The following is a 17,948-nucleotide window of genomic DNA, read 5'->3' as shown; positions in this document are numbered from 1 at the left end:
ATTTTGAAAATATAATTAATCATTGAAAACAATAAAATAATAATATGTCATCAAAAATCCACCTATTTTTTTAAATAAAGTTTTATATTAATTAACCACTTATTGAAGTAGTAGCATCACTATAACTTCCACCAGACCTAATCATTTGAACAGTTAATGTTTTATCTCCTTCAGTTTTCTCCATAGTAATTGTAAATTCTTCATCAGCATCATGAGTATAAGTTACTGTCCAATCTCCCCAAGTATTATCAGCAGTATCATAATTATCTAAATATTGATCAATTACATTTGGAAAAGTCTCGCCAGTATAATTTCCAAACTCTCCAGTTGAATTATCACCATCACCTGGATATCCATTTTTTTCAACAGCATTCATTTCCAATGCTGTTTTGATAGATCCCATTGCACTAACGGCTTCGGTCATTTTTGCCTTATCTGTAACCCCACCCAATCTTGGAATAGCAATAGCAGCTAGAATACCTAAAACAGCGATAACAACTAACAACTCGATTAAAGTAAAACCTTCCTCGTGTTTGAATAAATTTCTAATTTTTTGCATTTTACTCTCTCCTTTCAATTTTTAAAACTTTAACTAATTATACCATATTTATGATAATCTGTCGATAAAGATTATCAATTAAAACTGCTGAAACATATCGAACATTGGAGTAACAATTGAAATTGCTACAAATCCAACCATTACGGCTAAGAGCACAATCATTACCGGCTCAATCAGAGAAATTGCTCCGTCAACTGCTGCCTCAACCTGTCTGTCATAAAACCTCGATACCTTATTCAGCATATCTCCTACTGCTCCAGTCTCCTCACCTACGCTCAACATATGCACCAGCATCGGTGGATATTCTCCACTTTCTTTAAGTGGTTCAGAAAGAGTACTCCCCTCCCTTACTTTAATCCTTGCATCTGTTAATATATCAGAAAAAACCTTATTGCCCACTACATCCTCAACTATTGTTAAAGACGAAAGTAAATCGACTCCACTATCAAGCAGAATAGCCAGCGTACTGGAAAAACGAGAAACATAAACCTTCCTCATCATCGGACCTAAAACGGGTAATTTTAAAATCAGCCGATCCATCCTCTCCTTTCCCTTTGGAGTCTTGCTGTAGCGTGAAATCAAAAATACAGCAAGTAAGGCTGCCAGCAGCAGCATCCACCAGTAAGCCTGCATAAAAGTACTTAAGCCCAAAAGCATTCTGGTTGCCAGCGGCAATTCTGTACCAAAATCAGCAAACATACCAACAAACTGAGGAACAACCTGTAAGACTAAGAAAATAACAACTGCGATTCCAACAAGTAAAATAACAAGAGGATAATACATCGCCGACTTAACCATACTGTTCAGTTCATCCTGACGGTCAAAGTGATCTGCCAGCTTATTTAAAATAGTATCCAGCACACCACCACTTTCACCAGCTCTCACTAACTGTATATATAATTCTGGAAATACCTTTGGGTGTTTGGCAAAGGCATCTGCCAGAGAAATACCAGTTTCCACATCTTCCTGAACTTTGCGGATCACTTCTTTTAAATGAGAATGCTCTGTCTGTTTGGCCAGTATATCAAGAGCATCAACTAGAGAAATTCCGGCATCAATCATCGCAGCAAACTGCTGACTGAAAATTGCAAGGTCCTTTAATTTAACCCTCTTTTTAAGATTAAAAATTTCTCCCACATCACGGGAAGCCTTCTTTTCTTTAATTTCAGTTACATAAAAGCCCTGAGATCTGAGCTGGCTGGCAATAGTGGATTTATCTTCAGCCTCAATGGTTCCTTTTACAGTTTCTCCACCTTTATTTTTAGCTGTGTATTCAAACTGTGCTGCCATCTTACTCGACCTCCTTAGGCCCTGCCGCTAATTTTTTTCTTGATATAATCAGGATCATTTGATCTTCTTAGAGCCTCTTCGTATTCAATTAATCCCTTCTGGTATAAATCAACCAGATAATTATCCATTACGACCATTCCATATTTAGCACCGGTCTGCATGGCAGATACAATCTGATGAGTTTTTCCTTCCCGAATAATATTTTTGACAGCGGCTGTAGCGATTAAAATCTCTAAGGCTGCCACCCGGGAACTGCCATCGGCCCGCGGCAGAAGCTGCTGGGAGATAACTCCATTTAAGGAAGAAGCCAGCTGAATTCTAACCTGCTGCTGCTGGTGAGCCGGAAAAACATCAATAATTCTCTCGACTGTACTCGGTGCATCATTGGTATGCAGAGTTGCAAATACCAGGTGCCCTGTCTCTGAAGCCTCAAGGGCAATAGAAATAGTTTCTAAATCTCTCATCTCACCTACAAGGATGACATCCGGGTCCTGTCTTAAGGAAGCCCGTAAGCCGTTGGCAAAACTGTTGGTATCTGAACCAATTTCCCGCTGATGGACTATACACTTTTTGTGAGAGTGCAGGTACTCAATTGGATCTTCTAAAGTAATAATATGGGAGTGCCTGTTCTCATTAACCACATTGATCATCGAAGCTAAAGTTGTTGACTTACCACTACCGGTTGGTCCGGTACAGAGCACAAGTCCATTGCGCTGCATGGAAAGCCTTTTTAAAACATCAGGTAAACCTAAGCCCTCAATTGTTGGAATCTCATCCGGGATAATTCTTAAAGCGATACTTATTGAACCCCGCTGATGGTAGGCATTAACCCGAAAACGGCAGTAACCCGGAAGACTGTAGGAAAAGTCAACCTCACCGTCTTTTTGAAAAATATCCCACTGCTCCTCATTCATCAAATCTCTGGCAATAGCATCTAACTGGTCCAGTTCTAAAGGAGCAGGAAAATCATCACGAACCTGCAGCTCTCCATTGTAGCGGATAATTGGTTTTTTCTTGGCAGTTAAATGTAGATCAGAAATTGCTGGATTATCAGAAATCTCCTTCATCAGTTCAATAACATCCACAGGCAAAACCTCCATTCTCAATCAAATTTTTAATGAATAACACTCACCAGTTCTTTGTAGCTTGTAACACCCTGGCGGAGTTTGTCCTTGCCGTCTTCTAAAAGTCCCTTCATTCCATTTTCTCTGGCATAGCGTTTAAGTTCCGGTTCATTAACTCCTTCGGCAATCATTTCTTCCAGTTTAGTATCTATCTCCAGAATTTCGTGGATAGCAATTCTACCCTTATAACCATCTGTACAACTCTCGCATTTTTCTCCCGAAGGACGGTAGAGTACTTCCGCGTTGTTATTATTTAAAAACTTCCTCTCTTCTGCCCCCGGCGGATAAGACTCTTTACAGCCATTACATAACCTTCTGACAAGCCGCTGGGCGATAACTCCGATCACAGTTGAAGCAACAAGGTAACCGGGAATCCCCATATCCATCAGCCTCGTGATTGCACTGACTGCGTCATTGGTGTGTAAAGTACTTAAAACCAGGTGACCGGTCAGAGCAGCTCTGATAGCAATTTCTGCAGTCTCCTCATCTCTAATCTCACCAACCATTACTATATCCGGATCCTGTCTTAAAATAGATCGCAGAGTATTCGCAAAAGTCAGACCGACCTGTTTATTGGCGTGAACCTGGTTGATTCCATTTAACTGGTATTCCACCGGGTCCTCAATGGTTACAATATTTTTAGTCGGAGATTTGATCTCATTTAAAGCTGCAAATAAAGTGGTTGATTTGCCACTACCGGTAGGACCGGTTGCTAAAAGGATTCCATAAGGTTTTTTGATCAGTCTGTTAAATCTTTCCTTATTTTCTTCACTAAAGCCGAGCTTATTAATATTTAAGAGGCTGTCATCACGGTTTAAAAGTCTGATAACCACCTTTTCTCCATAAATTGTGGGCAGTGTCGAGACCCGCATATCAATCTGCATTCCCTTAAAACTCATCTGGATTCTACCATCCTGAGGTATTCTCCGCTTTGTGATATCGAGATCTGCAATAATTTTTAAGCGGGAAATCAGAGCAGCCTGTGAATGTTTGGGAATAGTAAGTTCTTCGTGTAAGACCCCATCCACCCGGTAGCGGACTCTAACACTACCTTTAAGCGGCTCGATATGGATATCACTGGCCTTGGTCTGGATGGCCTGGGTAATAATCAGGTTGGTCAGGCGGACAATCGGCGCATCTTCCACCATCTGCCGCAACTGGTCAAGCTCAGGCTCATCATTCATTCCGTACTGGTCCAGGCTTTCAAAAATCTCAGATGTATCAGTATCTACCAGGGAATAAACCTGGTTAATTGCATTTATAATTTCCGAATGGGTTGCAATTGCAACTTCAACCTTCATCCCGGAGTTAATCTCTATATTTTCAATCGCTACTAAATCAGTAGGGTCTTCCATCGCCACTTTTAAAATATCTTCCTCTATTTCAAAGGGGACTGCATTGTGACGTCGGGCTAAGTTTTCAGAAACAAATTGAGAAAGATGGGCATTTAATAAATAATTAGAAAGGTTAACTTTGGGAATTCCCAGCTGATATTCCAAAACTTCGATCAGCTCTTCTTCTGTCACATAACCTAATTTTTTTAAGACCTCTCCCAGTCTCTCGTTCATCTCCTCCTGTTCCTTAATGGCCGAACGCAGTTCCTCTTCTGTAACATAGCCAAATTCTAATAAAAGATCACCAATTTTCTTTTTGCTTTTAGTCCTCATAATTTTCTCCTTAATTACAGTAATTATTACTCTATCAGCAAATTTTGTTCTATTTTGTCGAATTTTAAGTTAAATAACTCTTATTACTTAAAATTCTACGTTAGATGGATATTTCCTGCAAAATTTTAATTTATTTTTAATCTTTTTTCAAAATAAATCTTAAAAGCAAAAAATTGCTAAAATTTAAAACTGCAGCTATTAATCCTCTTTTTTTGCTTCAATCTCTCTGACTGCTTTTTCGGCAATCTGATACCACTTTTTCTTTGGCGGCATCTCCTGTGTCCAGAGTTTAAAAGAAGCTTCTGCCTGATAGATTAAAGTCGGCAGCCCATTGCCAATCTGAGCTCCTCTTTTTTCCGCTTCCTTTAAAATTTTAGTTTTCAACGGGTTATAAACTAAATCAATCACCAGCTGCTCCTCATGCAGGTAATCAGGATTAATTACTATATTTTTAATATCATTACTATACATCCCAACCGGAGTTGTATCAACTACCAGATCGGCCGCTTTTAGCACATCTGCATATTCCTGCTCTTCCAAACTGCAGAAATCAAAGTTTTGCTTAGAATTTTCTTCTTTAAAAAGTTTTGCCAGTTCTGCCGCATTTTCTACTGTTCTATTGATAATTGTAATATCTGCCAGATCCAGCTGAACCATAGCTGCAATAACTGCTCTGGCAGCTCCTCCGGCTCCAATCACAACCGCCCTTTTCTCTTTTACCTTAAATCCGGTTTCCTCAACCTGGCGCTGAAAACCAATTACATCAGTATTATAGCCGGTCAGCCTGCCCCTTCTATTTAAAACAGTATTTACCGCTCCAGCAGCTCTGGCCAAAGAAGAAAAGCCGTTTAAATAAGGGATTATACTCTCTTTGTGGGGAATTGTAACATTCCAGCCGGCAAAACCTAAATTTTTCAGGGAGCCAATATATTCTCCCAGGTCTTGTTCTTTAGTCTCCAGCATCAAATAAATTGCATTAATCCCCAGATCCCTAAAACCATTATTGTGCAGGGAGGGGGAAATCGAATGGCTCAGTGTTTTACCGAGCAGTCCATATAATTTTGTTTCACTATCGGGTATAAAAATACTCATCTTCTGCCTCCTAAAAGCTAAAATTTAAATTAAATCTCCAGTTAAACGAAAACACGCTGGAGAAATATACCAGCGTGTCTTATATGTATTAGACACCGGGTTATTTAACTCCAGTTTAATCTTAAAAAATTGTCTGCAGTCTTTCTCCCAGTGATTCGAAATCTTTGATAATAATTTTTCGTTTTTTGATTGTAATCATGCCGTCATCGATAAACTTATTGATCAGTTTGGTAACTGTTACCCGTGAGGAACCAATTAAGTTGGCAATCTCCTGGTGGGTTAAAACCAGATCAATCACTGTGCCCTCCTCAATTTCACGGCCGAAATCTTCTGCCAGACGGGATAAGAGGCTGGCCAGTCTGCCGGCAGCATCCTGAAAGACCAATTCTCTAACCTGACTGGTTAAAAGTCTTGTTTTTTTAGAAAGGGCTTCGATAATTTTAATAGCCAGTGAGGGCCGGTCAATAATCATCTTCTCCATTTCATTCCAGGGAATAATTAAAAGCCGGGCGTCATCCATTACTTCCGCTGTCAGTGGATGGGGATCCTCATCAAAAAGGGAAAGTTCGCCAAAAATATCCCCTTCCTGGAGAATTGTCAGCACCTTTTCCTTACCCTCGGCTGAAAGCATCGATAATTTAACCTTACCATTAACCAGCAAATATAGTTTTTTTACACTGTCATTTTCGAAAAAGATAACCTCACCTTTTTCGTAAAATTTAGCATAAGAATTTTCGCACAGCAGTTCCAGTTCTTCCGGGTCAAGATTCTGAAATACAATTAGATCTTTTAAACACTTTTTAGTTTCTTCCATAGCTCAACCTACCTCTCTTCGTTCCTATAATTATAGTATTCTCTATTAACGAAAAAATTCCTTTATTCTTAATTAATTTCTTTGCTTACATTCCTTACAGTAACCATAAAATCTAAGTTTGTGTTCTGTAATATGGAAATCATATTTTTCTTCCAGCTCTGTTTCGAAATAATCTATATCCTGGTCACTAAATTCAATCAACTTACCACAGCCCCTACAGATTAAATGATGGTGATGGGCTTCTTCCAGGTAAATTTCATATTTGCGGGAATCATCATTAAAGTCAAGCACATGGACAATATCCAGATTCTGCAGCAGTTCTAAAGTTCTGTAGATTGTTGCCATCCCAATATCTTTATCCTTTTCTCTAACGGCAGAAAAAAGTTCCTCGGCAGTAAAGTGCCAGTTTTCTTTCTCTAAAATTGTTTCTAAAATAATTTCTCTCTGTCTGGTCAATTTATAATTATTTTCTGCTAACTTTCTTTTAAACTTTTCTTTTAACTTTTCCATTTGCAACACCTCATTTTAAATGACTGTTTCTATTTTATCATAAATCTGCAGAGATATTAATAATTTTTTTGAATTTTTTCGCTTAAATATCCATTTTTTACTTAAAAAAATAACATTTGGGTATTGACTATGGGTCTGAATAATTGTATAATGTAATAAATAAGAATAATTTGTCGAAATTTGTTAAGAAAGGAGAATTAACATGAAATCTACTGGTATCGTCCGTAAAATTGATGATTTGGGTAGAATGGTAATTCCAATCGAGCTCAGAAAAACTATGAATATCAATAAAAAAGACCCAATGGAGATCTTTGTTGACGAAGAAAAAATTATTTTGAAAAAATATGAGCCAGCCTGTATATTCTGTGGCAGTGCAGATGACACTATCGAATATAAAGGTAGAACAATCTGTGGCGAGTGTATGGAGAATATGAAAGACCTGCAAAAAGAAAAATAATATTTTACCCAAATAACAAAAATTGGATATTAATCTCTAAAAAAATAGCACCACTCCGGTGCTATTTTTTTGTTTTTATATTATTTTTTTACCTTAAGAATACATGGCCGCCAATTCTGGTTACAAAATTACGGCGGGAAATCCAGGCAGTATTTGTTGCTATATCAGGATTATAGAAATAAATCGAACCCAGAGCCGGATCATATCCTAGCAGTGCTGCTCTCGCAGCCTGCAGTTCTTCTTCTCCGGGATAATAGTTAGCCTGTCCATCCATCAAACTGCTGAACTGTCCCTTCTGTAAGATCACATCCCTAATTGTATCTGGAAACTGGTTACTGGCAATTCTATTTAGAATAACTGAACCAACTGCAACCTTACCTCTAAAGTCTTCTCCTCTGGCCTCTCCGTGAATAATTCTGGCGAGAAGTATGATATCATCTCTGGATATGTTATAATTTAATTCTGCTTTTAGATCAGGCAGCACCTTAAAAGATGTCTCACCAAAAACACCATCGACCTGTAGTCCATTCTGCTGCTGAAACTTTTTAACGGCCTCGACTGTGCCGCCTCCATAAATTCCATCTATATTTCCACTATAAAAACTCATCTGTTTTAATTTTTGCTGTAATACTGCTACATCTATGCCTTCGTCGCCTCTGCGCATTGCTCTACTTCCAAATTCTGTCAACTCCAGAGCCTCTGCTTCCTCGAGATTAACAAAAGTAACCATTATGAGGAGTAACATCACCGAGATTAAAACTCTACTTCTACTCAGCATCATTATTACCTCCCTGTTGTACACTAGTAGTTAAATGTATAATACAATCTTCCTCCTTTTTTGACTTCCAATCCAACATTTCTTATAAACTTATTAATAATTATATTTGGTTATCACCTTAATAATAAACAATTACTGACCGAATGTCAAATGTTCTTATTTTACATTTTTTCAAGCAGATTCTGCTTTATTTAAATAATCAGCTTGAGTCCTGTAGTGGAGGCATTGAACTTTTAAAAGTAGTAGATTTTATTCTTCAGAAATTAATTCAACTTTAAATTTTTCTCCCAGATCAGCCATTATTTCCTTAACTTCATTTTTGGTTCCTTCTGTTACATCAATCCAGATCTCACCGGGGTTATCGTGATCAACATTGACTGTTCCAACTCCCTCATAAGCCTTAATTATCATATCTATATAATTAATTTCTTTAGGGTCAACCTCGTATCTTAGTTTTAAAGTATCCTTCATTTTAATTCTCCTTCTGGCGGCGGAGTAAAGAACCGGCCGGCACTTCTGCGGCGAGTGGTATTTTAATCAGCTGTTTTGGGTGAGGAGCTGCTTCGATTTCTGCTCCCTCTTCGTCAAGTAAATAATCTGCAGTGACTGTAAAAGTCTTCTGACCGGGCACTATCAGCTCCAGCTCGTCTCCTTTAAATATCTTATTTCTGACCTCTACCAAAGCTTCCTTATTTTCAGAATCATAGTCTTTAACAACTCCCATAAAATCGTAAGTCCTTAAATAGGAGGAGCTCTCATAGCGCTGACCTTCAGCTCCCGGTTTACCGTAATAAAAACCTTTGGTGTAATCGCGGTGGCTTATTTTTCTGAGCTCTGCTAAAAGCTCCGGGTCAGCTTCATAATTATCTGGATCCTCATAATACCGGTCAATTAGCTGTCTGTAGGTATTTACAACAGTGGCTGCATAGTGAACACTCTTCATCCTGCCCTCTATTTTTAGACTGCTGAGCCCCAGCTCTATCAACTCCGGAACCTCTTCTGCCAGATTTAAATCTCTGGAATTCATAATAAAGGTTCCCTGGTCATTTTCCTCAATCGGATAATATTCGCCCGGTCTCTTTTCTTCGACCAGGTGATATTTCCAGCGGCAGGACTGAGCACAGTCTCCCTTATTTGCATCCCGACCAACAAAATAGTTGCTCAAAAGACAGCGGCCGGAATAAGAAATACACATTGCTCCGTGGACAAAGTATTCCAGCTCAACTTTTCCCTCAGTTTTGGCTGCAATTTCTTTAATTTCATCCCGGCTGAGTTCTCTGGCCAGAATAATTCTTTCGGCACCCTGTTCAGCCCAGAATAGGGCAGAAGCCCAGTTGACATTGTTGGCCTGGGTGCTGATGTGAATCTCCATCTCCGGCATTTCTCTTCTGACCGCAGCAAAGACACCGGGGTCAGAAATAATTAGAGCATCGAGCTTCAGTTTTTTTATTTCTTCTATATATTCTGGAAGTTGAGCCAGTTCCTGATTGTGCGGGATCATATTCAGGGTCATGTAGACCTTTTTATCCCGCTGGTGAGCAAATTCTATTCCTTCTTCAAGCTCCTCAACAGTAAAATTATCAGCTCCAGCCCGCAGGCCAAAGTTTAAACCTCCACAATATACAGCATCAGCACCAAACAAAATGGCAGTTTTTAATTTCTCCAGACTGCCTGCCGGTGCCAGTAATTCGACTTTATTCATTTATATCCTTCCTCCTGCTAATCGCCATCCCATCACCTGCAGTGACAATTGTTGAATCAAGTTCCGGGTGGTTCATAATTAATTTTAAGTATTTTTTTAAATTATTGACCATTGTTCTGATTTTATGTCTCGTTTCTCCAGCCTCTAGAACCTTTCCTTTATATAATACATTATCAGAGATTAAAATTCCGCCCGGTGCCAAAAGCTCCATTAAATATTCAAAAAGATAAAAATACTGCCCTTTGGCAGCATCAAGAAAAATAAAATCATAATCCTTTTTTAAATAGAGCAGGACATCAAAGGCATCTCCGACTTTTAAATCTATTTTCTCCTGAAAATTAAACTGAGTAAAATTTTCTTTGGCCTTGAGTGCCCGCTCTGGATCTACTTCGACCGCTGTTATCTCAGACTGCTCTGCACTGTATTTTGCCAGCAGCAGAGTTGAAAACCCGTAAGCTGTTCCGATTTCTAAAATTTGCTGCGGATTTTTTAGTTTAAGCTGCAGTTTGAGCAGATCAGCTGCATCGCGGTCGATAATTGGAATGTGCATTTTTTTGCATTCTTTTTCAAGCTCAGCAAATTCTGCTTCAATATATTTATTTTTTGAGAATTTGCTGTTGATATCGGTAAGTTTCATAATCTAATTTAACTCCCTCTGTTTCTGCAGATGCTCGTCATAGCTTTCTGTAAAGATATGGCTGCCGTCCCCCCGGGCAAAATAGAATAAATAATCACTTTCAGCCGGATTAATTGCTGCTTTTAGAGCCTGATTACCGGGACTTGCAATTGGTGTTGGCGGCAGTTTTTCTATTTGATAGGTATTATAGGGAGAGTCTATTTCTAAATCTCTGTATAATACCCTGGAAGTTCTCTCAGGCAGTGCATACTGAACTGTAGCATCTAACTGCAGCGGCATTCCCTGCTCCAGGCGGTTATAAATTACTGAGGCAATAATTTTATTTTCAGCTGCCAGTTTTCCTTCTTCTTCAATTAGAGAAGCAATTATTAAAAGTTCATAAGCAGAATAATCTGCTGACTCAGCTGCTTCTCTAATCAGAGGCAGTCTTTCTTCTTTAAAGTAAGATATTAAATCTTCTGCAATATCACTTTCCTGATAACTCATCGGGAAATTATAGGTGTTGGGAATAATTATCCCTTCCGCCAGATAGAGCTGATCTATACTTAAAGGAGAATCCTCCAGAGAAGTCTCCAACTCCAGTTCTGCAGCCTGTTTATTGATCTCTGCAGCCAAAAGTTCTCTCTCATACTGAGGCCTCTCAAGGGCAGCAAATCTATCTAAAATCTCTGCCAGAGTAAAGCCCTCAGGGATAGTAACTTTAAATCTTTCTTCTTCTCCCCGCTGCAGCTTATCAATTATTTCCAGAGGTGTATCTGAAGTTGAAAAGCTGTAATAGCCAGCCTGGAGGTTGTTAATCCCTTTAAAGCGGAGCAGTAAATAAAAAATAGTAGAGGATTTAATTACACCCTCTGCTTCCAGTTTTTCTGCAATAGCCCGCCCGGTCATCCCTTTTTCAATCTGGACTTTAATCTCACTTGGATCAACCTCATTTATTGGCTCCATTAAAGAATAGGCCCTCAGCGAAAAGCTGAGTACTATGATAAAAATCAAAAATACCAGGGCTGTTCTTTTCAACTTCAAATTCTTCCTCCCATAATTTATTACTCCATATCCTCTATGTAAGCTGCCTGAACTTTTTCGAATTCTTCTTTTTCTTCAACAGGGATGATGATTTCTTCTTCACCCTCATTTAAAATCTTAACAACTGTGGCATCAGCGTCTTCACCGGCTCTGGCATCAACAATAATTAAATATTTTACTCCATCAATCACCAGATCATCTTCTATAATAAAGCGGCTCTCACCTGTGCCATCTGATAAAACCAGTTCCTTTTCGTCTTCATCAATCCAAAACTTTCCATCACTCATTATAATTACCCCTTTCGTTTTATGGTTTGTGAATCATTTCTCCTGTACCTGGTTCAAATCGTTTGATTTGAACCAGGTACAATAAAGGTACAATAAGTTTACTGCTGATCAAGATAGGACTGCAGAATTAAAGCAGCTGCCATCTTGTCAATTACCTTTTTTCTGCCTTCTCTGCTGACATCAGCTTCCAACAGAATATTTTTAGCCTGACTTGTTGTCAGACGCTCATCCTGAATGATTATTGGAAGCTCAAGATTATTTTCTAAAAAATTAATAAAAGCCTGAGTAATTTCCGCTCTTTTACCGACTGAACCATCCATGTTGTAGGGCATTCCGACCACTATTTTTTCTATTTCATATTTATCTATGTATTGATTAATTTCCAAAAGTAGCTCCTGGTGCCCGTGCATCTTAAGTGTTGCCAGCGGCTGAGCTGTCCACCCCAGAGAATCACTGACTGCTACTCCTACTCTTTTGTTGCCGTAATCCAGACCTAAAATTCTCAACTCTTTTGCCTCCAATTTTCTTTCTTCAATAAAATATTATATAATCATTTTAGTAAATAAGCAAATTTTTAAGCTAAAGTTAAGTGATTTTGTCAATTTAATTTTAAATTCTGGAGGTAAATAATGAACCAACCAGTTATTACCCAGGTCAAAAGAAATTCTGAACCTTTTAATATGGACCAGAGGCATTACCACAATCTTTTTGAGATTTATTATCTTTTAAAAGGTGAGCGCAATTACTTTATCAACCAGCGCAGCTACCACGTTAAAAAAGGAGATTTAGTCTTAATCAATAAAAATATCCTCCATAAAACAAGCACAATCGACAGCAAAAACCCTGAACACGAAAGAATTTTAATTCAGTTTGATGAGCAGCTTTTTTCTTCTCTGGCAGCTGAAATGAAGTCAGCTGAACTTTTTGATGTTTTTGAAAAAAAAGAAAATGTTTTGAGCCTCAACCCAGAACAACAGCTCTGGTTGGAAGAAGAGCTCTTTAAGTTAACTGCGGAATCTAAAAAGAAAAATAATCCTGAAAATTCACTGGCTGTAAAATTAATTATTGCTGAAATATTAATTTTGATCAAGAGGATTTCCGCAGAATCTGCCTCTCAAAACCTTAAATATCCGGATCAAAAACATGAAAACATCTCAAAAATTGCCGCTTATATCAGCCAGAATTACGAAAATAAATTATCTCTAAGCTCTTTGGCCGAGAAATTTAACTACAGCCCTGCCTATTTAAGCCGCGTATTTAAAGAGGTCACAGGTTTTAATTTTGTGGAATATAAAAATAATGTAAGAGTTAAAGAAGCAAGTAAACTGCTGCTGCAGAGTGAGCTTTCGGTTACAGAAATTGCAACTGAGGTAGGATTTAATAATATTACTCATTTCGGCAGGATTTTTAAGGAAATTACCGATTTATCACCACTTGAATACAGAAAAGTAAAAGACCTCTGATGATTTTAACCAGAGGTCTTTGAGAAATATTATTTAGCTGCCGAAGTTGGCTGGGAATTTAACCAGATTCTTAATCTTGATTGGCTGTTCTTTTTCGATTGAGCGTCTGGCTGCAATACCGGTTAAAATTGACATGGCACCATCATAGCCACCAGCTTTGCGGCCGAGCGGATCAGCTTCTGGATTTTCCAGGAAGATATCTTCTAAAAGACGCTTATCTCCTCCACCGTGGCCTCCTTCTTCAACTTCAACATCAATGGTATAAGATTCTTTAAAGAGCGGGAAGACTTCCAGGCGGATATTATTATCCGGAGTCTGTCTTTCCAGCTCACCATCATGACCGCTGATATAAGAAGCTTCGACTACATCCTGCTCAATTCTACCCTTGGTTCCGATAAAAGCAACTTTATAACCTTCATAAGGAGCATAGTTATTGAGTGAATAACTTAAAAGTGCTTTATTCTGATATCTGACAGTTAGAGCTCTGGTATCCCAGATATTAATTTCTGGAGAGAATACGCAGCGATCTCTAAAGTAACCGTCTTCATCTTCTGCCTCCAGATAGAGAGCAGAAAGTTTATCAGAAGAACTCATATCAAGCTCAAAATTACATTCATCTTTAACATCACAGTCCTTACATCTCATTCTATACTGGAATGTTTCTGGTTTATAAAATCTTTTTTCGCCAAAGGCAAAAACTTCTTCGGGAGCAGAATCCAGCCACCAGTTAACTAAATCAAAGTGGTGGGTTGCTTTATGTACCCATAGAGAGCCGGAGTTTCTTTTTTCTCCGTGCCAGCGGCGGTAATAATCAGCACCGTGAGTTGTATCTAGATACCAGTGAAATTCGACCATTGTCACCTCACCAATAACTCCTTCCTGCAGCAATTCCTTTACTTTAGAGCGATAAGGAGAATAGCGGTAATTAAAAGTCACAGTCAGGTCATTGCCTGTTTCTTCCATGGCCTCTAATATTTCTTGATTTTTAGCTTCATTGGTGGTCATCGGCTTTTCGGTAATCACTTTTAGCTCATTTTTTAAACCTTTAATAATATATTCATGGTGGTGGGAATCCTTGGTAGTAACAACAATTCCTTCAATATTTTCTGCTGCCAGCATCTCATCAAACTGATGGGGTTTATAGGTTGGCAGCTCCAGACCTAATTTTTCGTTAACATAATTCATTCTGGTCTGATTTAAGTCAAGCAGAGCAACAAGTTCATTTTCTGCTGCTATTTTTTCATTTTCAACTAAGGCTTCATAATACATTGCTGAACGGGAACCAGTTCCAATCACTGCATATCTCATTATTATTCCTCCTATTGTAATTAATTGTTCTAAGCAAATCTTATATAAAAAAAAGACTAATAACAAGACATTTATTGTTTTCCTTAGTTAATGTTCTACATTTTTTGATATCTTAAACTAAAAAAATAGACAGCTGAAAAATTTCAGCTGCCTTAAAATCATCACCTGCTAGTTATTTAAATAACTGCGCAGTAATTCTTCTATTATTTCGTCACGATCGATAGTTCTAATCATTGTCCGGGCGTCTTTATAACTTGTTATATAAGCAGGATCTCCAGAAAGCAAATATCCGACAATTTGATTGATAGGATTATATCCTTTTTCCTCCAGGGCCTTAGACACCTTTCCCAGAACAAATGCTGCTTCACTTAACTCTTCTTTATTAATCTTAAAACGCATCGTTTTATCGTTAAAATCTTCTGCGGCCATATATATCACATCCCGTATTTAAATTTGCCTTATATTATTATTTCTGTAGTCAGCTTTAAATTCCTTGTTTTTATCAGTATTTTTTCCTAATAAAAAAGATTTTCATCAGCTTAAAGCCTCTTAGCCTGCAATTTCTTTAACAATTTTTTCTACTTCCGCCAGTGCTTCAGCAGTCTTTTCTGGTTTTGAACCTCCTGCCTGGGCCATATCAGGACGTCCACCTCCACCACCACCGGCAGTTCTGGCTACTTTTGAAATAATATCTCCAGCTTTAAATCCTTTTTTAATCAGATCCTCAGTCACAGATGCAACAAAAATAACTTTGTTGGCTCCCTTACTGGCCAGCACAATTACAGCCGAATCAACTTTATCTTTCAGCTGATCATTTAAATTTCTTAAGGCTGAATTATCGAGGCCGTCGAGCTCTGCTGTCAGGACATTTATACCTTCAATCTGCTGCAGCTGGTCGATCAGTTCATCTTTTTTAGAACCGGCAAGTTTCTGCTTTAAGTTTTCAAGTTCTTTTTCCAGATTTTTCTGTTCTTTCTGCAGCTGTCTTACCCGCTGTAAAAGATTATCCGGCTCAGTTTTCAATTCTGAAGCTGCCTGATTTAAAAGCTCCAGTTTAGAATTAAAGTAATCCAGAGCATATTCGCCAGTTACTGCTTCAATTCTTCTGACTCCGGCTGCAATTCCACTTTCGGAAACAATTTTAAAGGCTCCAATATCACCTGTGGCCTCAACATGAGTTCCACCACAGAGTTCTAAACTAAAGTCACCCATTTTAACAACTCTAACTTCTTCTCCGTATTTTTCACCAAAGAGAGCGGTTGCTCCCATTTCTTTAGCTTCATCAATAGCCTTAACTTCGGTTTGGACAGGATAGTTTTCCATTACAGCCTGGTTAACTCTGCTTTCAATCTCTTCCAGCTCATCTGCTGTCAGAGCAGAAAAATGAGTAAAGTCAAAACGCAGTCTGTCCGGAGCTACCAGTGAGCCAGACTGGTTTACATGCTCTCCCAGTACTTCTTTTAAAGCTTTATGAAGCAGATGAGTTGCTGAGTGGTGGCGGGCTGTTGCCTGTCGACGGTTGTGGTAGACAACTGCTTCTACCTGAGTCCCGCTTTCTACTGCTCCTGATTTGACTTCTACCTGATGCACAAAAACTTCAGCTTTTTTGACTGTATCTCTAACTTCAGCCTCAAAATCATCTGTTTTAATTACACCCTGATCTCCAAGCTGGCCTCCACTCTCTGCGTAAAATGGAGTTTTAGCAAGAATAATCTCTCCACTGTCTCCTGCATTAAGCTTTTCCACCTTTTGTTTGTCTTTAAGCAAACCAACAACCTCAGTCTTTTCTTTAAGTGAGTGGTAGCCGGTAAAGTTATCTTCTTCAATCTGAGCTTTAAATTCTGCGTATAATTTTTCTACTTCTCCACTGCTGAAAGAAGTCTCTTCTCTGGCTTCTCTGGCTCTTTTGCGCTGAGCAGCCATTTCCGCTTCAAAACCTTCTTGATCAACCTTAATTCCAGCCTCAGCTGCAATATCTTCGGTCAAATCAAGTGGAAAACCATAGGTATCATAAAGGCGGAAGGCATCTTTACCTGCCAGCACTTCTTTATTTTCTGCCTCAAGCTCAGCCAGCATCTCTTCTAAAATATTTAAACCCTGTTCTAAGGTTTTTAAGAAACTTTCTTCCTCAGATTTGAGCACATTTTTAACATGGGCCAGCTGTTTTTTAAGATCTGGGGCAACACCTTTAACAATCTCAGCGGTTTTTTCTACCAGTTTATATAAAAATGGTTCCTTAAATCCAAGTTTGCGGCCATAACGAGCTGCTCTTCTAATCAGACGGCGGATTACATAGCCGCGTCCTTCATTGGAAGGCAGAGCTCCATCAGAAATAGCAACAGAGGCTGAGCGAATATGGTCAGCAATTACTCGATAGGCGGTTACACTTTCCTCATCTTTTTGATAGGGAATTTCTGTCATTTCTACTACCTGATCGATAATCGGTTTAATTAAATCTGTTTCAAAGTTGGTTTCAGTCTCCTGCAGAATGGAAGCTACTCTTTCAAGTCCCATTCCGGTATCTATATTTTTATTGGGCAGTTCTTTGTATTCGCCAGCTTCGGTATAATTATACTGGGTAAATACCAGATTCCAGATTTCTAAATATCTGTCACCCTCACCACCTAATACATCTTCTTCACTGTCTCCCGCTTCTACACCGCGGTCATAGTGAATCTCTGAGCAGGGACCACAGGGTCCGGTTCCAATCTGCCAGAAATTTTCTTTTTTACCCATCCGAACAATTCTTTCTTCCGGCAGACCAACCTGATCATGCCAGATTTTAAAGGCTTCTTCGTCTTCCTTATAAATTGTAATCCAGAGCTTATCCTGGTCCAGCTTTAGAACATCGGTCACAAACTCCCAGGCCCAGCTGATTGCCTCTTCTTTAAAATAATCGCCAAAAGAAAAGTTTCCGAGCATCTCAAAGTAGGTGTGGTGGCGTGCTGTTTTACCTACATTTTCTATATCATTTGTACGGATACACTTCTGACTGGTGGCAATACGGCTTTTAGGCGGCTCAAGACTGCCGTCAAAATAAGGCTTAAAGGGAGCCATCCCGGCATTTATCCACAACAGACTCGGGTCATTTTTTGGAATCAGCGGTGCACTGTCCATAATTAAGTGACCCTTAGATTCAAAAAAATCAAGATAAGCCTGTCTTATTTCATCTCCACTTTTAATCATTTAAACCTTCCTTTCAAATTTATTTATTTCTCTCAGATATTAATCTCCACG

At 38.7% G+C, this 17,948-nt stretch carries 19 protein-coding genes; 2 read left to right on the top strand and 17 right to left on the bottom strand.

What is annotated here, in order from left to right:
- Positions 1–91: 91 nt before the first annotated feature.
- The 7 genes from CI949_RS07875 to CI949_RS07845 all read right to left on the bottom strand — a co-directional run bounded on the left by CI949_RS07875 (position 92) and on the right by CI949_RS07845 (position 7,056).
- Positions 92–559: a type IV pilin protein gene (locus CI949_RS07875; protein ID WP_290764903.1), complete on the bottom strand. Its 468-nt coding sequence runs from the start codon at positions 557–559 to the stop codon at positions 92–94.
- A gap of 78 nt (positions 560–637) precedes the next feature.
- Positions 638–1,849 carry a type II secretion system inner membrane protein GspF gene (gene gspF, locus CI949_RS07870; protein WP_133529979.1) on the bottom strand — a complete coding sequence of 404 codons (1,212 nt, stop codon included), beginning with the start codon at positions 1,847–1,849 and terminating at the stop codon, positions 638–640.
- Between the two features lie 14 nt (positions 1,850–1,863).
- The gene (locus CI949_RS07865) at positions 1,864–2,934 is read right to left on the bottom strand and encodes a type IV pilus twitching motility protein PilT (protein ID WP_290764899.1); all 1,071 of its coding nucleotides are present in this window, start codon (positions 2,932–2,934) and stop codon (positions 1,864–1,866) included.
- A gap of 29 nt (positions 2,935–2,963) precedes the next feature.
- Complete coding sequence (locus CI949_RS07860; protein ID WP_290764896.1) at positions 2,964–4,640, bottom strand: GspE/PulE family protein; 1,677 nt, start codon at positions 4,638–4,640, stop codon at positions 2,964–2,966.
- A 198-nt stretch (positions 4,641–4,838) separates the two neighbouring features.
- Positions 4,839–5,732, bottom strand: coding sequence for a shikimate dehydrogenase (locus CI949_RS07855; RefSeq protein ID WP_290764894.1), 894 nt, complete (start codon positions 5,730–5,732; stop codon positions 4,839–4,841).
- Between the two features lie 121 nt (positions 5,733–5,853).
- On the bottom strand, positions 5,854–6,546 hold the full coding sequence (locus tag CI949_RS07850; RefSeq protein ID WP_133529975.1) for a Crp/Fnr family transcriptional regulator: 693 nt from the start codon (positions 6,544–6,546) through the stop codon (positions 5,854–5,856).
- Positions 6,547–6,618: 72 nt separating this feature from the next.
- Complete coding sequence (locus CI949_RS07845) at positions 6,619–7,056, bottom strand: Fur family transcriptional regulator (protein WP_133529974.1); 438 nt, start codon at positions 7,054–7,056, stop codon at positions 6,619–6,621.
- A gap of 202 nt (positions 7,057–7,258) precedes the next feature.
- Here CI949_RS07845 and CI949_RS07840 point away from each other — a divergent pair, with 202 nt between their 5' ends.
- Positions 7,259–7,513 (top strand): AbrB/MazE/SpoVT family DNA-binding domain-containing protein, encoded by a 255-nt coding sequence (locus CI949_RS07840; protein ID WP_133529973.1) that lies wholly within the window; start codon positions 7,259–7,261, stop codon positions 7,511–7,513.
- An 88-nt stretch (positions 7,514–7,601) separates the two neighbouring features.
- On the opposite strand, the gene CI949_RS07835 is transcribed toward CI949_RS07840, so the two are convergent.
- The 7 genes from CI949_RS07835 to ruvX form a co-directional block, all read right to left on the bottom strand.
- Positions 7,602–8,291, bottom strand: coding sequence for a cell wall hydrolase (locus tag CI949_RS07835; RefSeq protein WP_133529972.1), 690 nt, complete (start codon positions 8,289–8,291; stop codon positions 7,602–7,604).
- Between the two features lie 249 nt (positions 8,292–8,540).
- Positions 8,541–8,762, bottom strand: a complete 222-nt coding sequence (locus CI949_RS07830) for a DUF4911 domain-containing protein (protein ID WP_133529971.1) — start codon at positions 8,760–8,762, stop codon at positions 8,541–8,543.
- Position 8,763: 1 nt separating this feature from the next.
- Entirely contained in the window at positions 8,764–9,993 is a 1,230-nt protein-coding gene (locus tag CI949_RS07825; protein ID WP_133529970.1) for a U32 family peptidase, read from the bottom strand.
- Positions 9,986–10,630, bottom strand: coding sequence for an O-methyltransferase (locus CI949_RS07820; protein ID WP_133529969.1), 645 nt, complete (start codon positions 10,628–10,630; stop codon positions 9,986–9,988). Before CI949_RS07820 ends, CI949_RS07825 begins: the two co-directional genes overlap by 8 nt.
- 3 nt (positions 10,631–10,633) lie before the next feature.
- Entirely contained in the window at positions 10,634–11,653 is a 1,020-nt protein-coding gene (mltG, locus tag CI949_RS07815; protein WP_166637116.1) for an endolytic transglycosylase MltG, read from the bottom strand.
- 20 nt (positions 11,654–11,673) lie between these two features.
- Complete coding sequence (locus CI949_RS07810) at positions 11,674–11,940, bottom strand: DUF1292 domain-containing protein (protein ID WP_133529968.1); 267 nt, start codon at positions 11,938–11,940, stop codon at positions 11,674–11,676.
- Between the two features lie 98 nt (positions 11,941–12,038).
- Positions 12,039–12,446: a Holliday junction resolvase RuvX gene (ruvX, locus tag CI949_RS07805; protein WP_133529967.1), complete on the bottom strand. Its 408-nt coding sequence runs from the start codon at positions 12,444–12,446 to the stop codon at positions 12,039–12,041.
- A gap of 123 nt (positions 12,447–12,569) precedes the next feature.
- Here ruvX and CI949_RS07800 point away from each other — a divergent pair, with 123 nt between their 5' ends.
- The gene (locus CI949_RS07800; RefSeq protein ID WP_133529966.1) at positions 12,570–13,403 is read left to right on the top strand and encodes an AraC family transcriptional regulator; all 834 of its coding nucleotides are present in this window, start codon (positions 12,570–12,572) and stop codon (positions 13,401–13,403) included.
- A 33-nt stretch (positions 13,404–13,436) separates the two neighbouring features.
- Here the strand turns inward: CI949_RS07800 and CI949_RS07795 are convergent, their stop codons facing one another.
- The 3 genes from CI949_RS07795 to alaS form a co-directional block, all read right to left on the bottom strand.
- On the bottom strand, positions 13,437–14,711 hold the full coding sequence (locus CI949_RS07795) for a Gfo/Idh/MocA family protein (RefSeq protein ID WP_133529965.1): 1,275 nt from the start codon (positions 14,709–14,711) through the stop codon (positions 13,437–13,439).
- 168 nt (positions 14,712–14,879) lie between these two features.
- Positions 14,880–15,140 (bottom strand): IreB family regulatory phosphoprotein, encoded by a 261-nt coding sequence (locus CI949_RS07790; RefSeq protein WP_076543661.1) that lies wholly within the window; start codon positions 15,138–15,140, stop codon positions 14,880–14,882.
- A 120-nt stretch (positions 15,141–15,260) separates the two neighbouring features.
- Positions 15,261–17,897 (bottom strand): alanine--tRNA ligase, encoded by a 2,637-nt coding sequence (gene alaS, locus CI949_RS07785; protein ID WP_290764879.1) that lies wholly within the window; start codon positions 17,895–17,897, stop codon positions 15,261–15,263.
- Between the last annotated feature and the right edge of the window lie 51 nt (positions 17,898–17,948).

The sequence above is a fragment of the Halanaerobium sp. genome (genome assembly GCF_003070835.1).
This window is presented reverse-complemented; position numbering and strand designations above follow the sequence as displayed.